A 3,328-nucleotide genomic window follows, 5' to 3' on the forward strand; every position below is an offset into this window, starting at 1 on the left:
AAAAATACAAGCTTACGGCACGAGTCTTTTTGTTAGAATCAGCTTTTGGTTTGCGTCCCAATTTACTTTTAGATTTTGTTTCCATAGAAACCATGTCATTTTGAGATGTCTCATCTCTGCGGGGGGGGGGGGTGCTTTTGTTGCGTAATCCTTTCATAATTAAATCCTTAAATATTATTCAAAAGCACAATAGCTTAAGTCTTATAACTCCGTGAGATTATCATAAAATATTAAACAATGTGAGAAATAATTGCTAGATTATCATAACATTATTAGTTAAAAAAAGTCTAGTTCAATGTGTTTAATCTCTATAATCTTTAAAAGTATATGCAAATACTGATTGAATGGCAAAAAATAAGTGTTTTAGTATCTTAAAACTTAATCATTAGGAATAAGTTGGCATTAAAAGATTGAGTGCCATAGTGCTTTGCTTATGGCTTATGATACAATAATTCATTGGCAAATAAAGATAAGCCATAAATTTATTAGATGTGATTGTTGTTTTTTAATGGTTCTAAAATTAGTTTTAAAAGGAGATTTTTTAATGAGACGGAGTTTTTTAAAAACGATTGGTTTGAGTGCGATAGCACTTTCTCTTGGATTATTAAATCCTTTGAGTTCTGCGAGCTATCCCCCTATAAAAAACGCTAAAGTGGGTTTAGCTCTTTCAAGTCATCCTTTAGCGAGTGAAATTGGTCAAAAAGTGTTAGAAGAGGGCGGTAATGCCATTGATGCGGCAGTAGCGATAGGCTTTGCTCTAGCGGTAGTGCATCCTGCAGCAGGTAATATTGGTGGTGGAGGCTTTGCAGTCATTCACTTAGTTAATGGCGAAAACATCACTTTAGATTTTAGAGAAAAAGCCCCCTTAAAAGCCACAAAAGACATGTATTTAGATAAGCAAGGCAATGTTATCCCTAAGCTTAGTGAAGATGGCTATTTAGCAGCTGGAGTTCCCGGAACGGTAGCAGGAATGGAGGCCATGCTTAAAAAATATGGCACTAAGAAATTGTCTAGGTTAATTGACCCAGCTATTAAATTGGCTGAACATGGCTATGTGATTTCTCAAAGGCAAGCTGAGACCTTAAAAGAAGCACATGAGCGTTTTAACAAATACGCCTCAAGCAGAAAATACTTCTTTAAAAAAGGGCATCATGATTATCAAGAGGGGGATTTATTTATCCAAAAAGATTTGGCAAAAACTCTAACCCAAATTAAGTTGCAAGGGGCTAAAGGGTTTTATCATGGGCATGTGGCAGAGCTTATTGAAAAAGACATGAAAAAAAATGGGGGGATTATCACTCAAGAAGATTTGGCCAATTACAAGGTTAAATGGCGTAAGCCTGTGGTAGGGACTTATAGAGGTTATAAAATCATCTCTATGTCGCCACCAAGCTCTGGCGGGACGCATTTAATTGAAATTTTAAATATTATGGAAAACGCTAGTTTGAATGAGGCGGGTTATGGCTCTTCTAAAAACATTCATATCTCAGCAGAGGCTATGCGCCAAGCGTATGCGGATAGGTCGGTTTATATGGGCGATCCTGATTTTGTGCAAGTGCCTGTAGAAAAGCTCACTAGCAAGCTGTATGCTAAGAAGATTTTTGAGAGCATTCAGCCTGATACGGTAACTCCTAGCGCTAAGATTAAACCCGGTTTTAACCAACTGCATGAGGGTAATAACACCACGCATTATTCAGTGGCTGATAAATGGGGTAATGCGGTGAGTGTTACCTATACTATCAATGCCTCTTATGGGAGTGCCGCTAGTATTGATGGGGCAGGATTTTTATTGAATAATGAAATGGATGATTTTTCTATCAAGCCCGGCAATCCTAATCTTTATGGTTTAGTGGGGGGTGATGCGAATGCGATTGAGGCTAGTAAGCGTCCTTTAAGCTCTATGTCACCTACAATTGTATTAAAAAATAATAAGGTTTTTATGGTTGTAGGAAGTCCTGGGGGAGCTAGAATTATCACTACGGTGTTACAAGTAATTTCCAATGTGATTGACTACAACATGAATATTTCTGAAGCCGTTTCAGCCCCAAGATTTCATATGCAATGGCTCCCTGATGAATTGAGGATTGAAAAATATGGCATGCCAGCTGATGTGAAAGACAATCTCACTAAAATGGGCTATCAAATCGTTACTAAACCTGTTATGGGTGATGTAAATGCGATTCATATTAAACCAAAAAGCCATGTTTTTTATGGAGCTACTGACCCAAGAAAAGAATTTTAATTTTTTTTAAAATTATGGGTTTTATAAAATAAGGTTGCTAATCTCTCTTTTTAATAGAGATTAGCAATTTCTTGTATCCTTAAGGCATGTTTTTAGAAATTTCTTAGATTTTTAGCTATTTTGATTTGGGTTGTTAATAAAAATATTATAAAATTCTCGTAAATAGACGATATATATGCACGCATAAGATTTTTTAGAGTTTGAATATTAAATCTCACCTAGAGATTATTATTATAATTATAAGATAAGAAAAGGAAAAACGATGAATGGTTTGTGCAAGGTAGTATTAAAAAGTTGCTTGGTTGGAGCATTGCTATATGGCACTCTTAGTGCAAAGCACCTTGCAGATAAGGGAACTTTTGTCTATAAGGGCGAGGAGGCTTACGATAATAGGGATTATATTCAAGCAGCTCAGTATTATGAAGAGGCTATAAAGCATGGAGAACCACTTGCTTATGTTCTTTTAGGCATTATGTATAAAAATGGTAGGGGCGTGCAAAAGAGCGATAAAAAAGCTGTAGAGTATTTCAAAAAAGCGATAGAAAACGATGTAGCTAGAGGCTATAATAATTTAGGTGTCATGTATAAAGAAGGTAGGGGCGTGCCTAAAGATGAAAAGAAAGCGGTAGAGTATTTTAAAATTGCTGTTGAAAAGGGCTATACTAACGCTTATATCAACTTAGGTATCATGTATATGGACGGAATGGGTGTTCAAAGCAACTATACTAAAGCATCAGAGTATTTTGGAAAGGCGATTTCTAAAGGGAGTGCTGAGGCCTATATCCTTTTAGGAGACATTTATTACTATGGGAATGAACAGCTTGGCGTAGAAGAAAACCAAGATAAGGCTATCATGTATTATAGAATGGCAGCAGATATGGGGTCTTCTCAAGCTTATGAGGGATTGGCTAAGTCATATCAATATGGCTTGGGCGTTCAAAAAGACAGCAAAAAAGCTGAAGAATACCGAAAGCGTGCATGTGAACTCAGCAACGATGCAGAGTGCAAGAAGAAGTTGAGTGCCTCAAGCCGTTAGGGCTTAGGTTTTTTAGCATTTGTTTTTTGCGTTTTTTTTGGAGGGACTTA

At 36.6% G+C, this 3,328-nt stretch carries 3 protein-coding genes; 2 read left to right on the forward strand and 1 reads right to left on the reverse strand.

Going from position 1 to position 3,328, the window contains the following annotated elements; all coding sequences use genetic code 11:
• The coding region (locus C6H25_RS09040; protein WP_324761429.1) for a ribbon-helix-helix domain-containing protein at positions 1–94 on the reverse strand (94 nt) is incomplete at its 3' end.
• Between the two features lie 450 nt (positions 95–544).
• On the opposite strand from C6H25_RS09040, the gene ggt reads away from it, so the two are divergent.
• Entirely contained in the window at positions 545–2,242 is a 1,698-nt protein-coding gene (gene ggt / locus C6H25_RS08410) for a gamma-glutamyltransferase (RefSeq protein WP_104748970.1), read from the forward strand.
• A gap of 262 nt (positions 2,243–2,504) precedes the next feature.
• Complete coding sequence (locus C6H25_RS08415) at positions 2,505–3,278, forward strand: tetratricopeptide repeat protein (protein WP_104748971.1); 774 nt, start codon at positions 2,505–2,507, stop codon at positions 3,276–3,278.
• Positions 3,279–3,328: the final 50 nt, after the last annotated feature.

This window comes from Helicobacter cetorum, assembly GCF_900198405.1.
Lineage (GTDB): Bacteria > Campylobacterota > Campylobacteria > Campylobacterales > Helicobacteraceae > Helicobacter > Helicobacter cetorum_C.

Coding starts and splice junctions, on each gene's coding strand:
- ggt (WP_104748970.1), top strand. CDS start 545: ATGAGACGGAGTTTTTTAAAAACGATTGGTTTGAGTGCGATAGCACTT.
- C6H25_RS08415 (WP_104748971.1), top strand. CDS start 2,505: ATGAATGGTTTGTGCAAGGTAGTATTAAAAAGTTGCTTGGTTGGAGCA.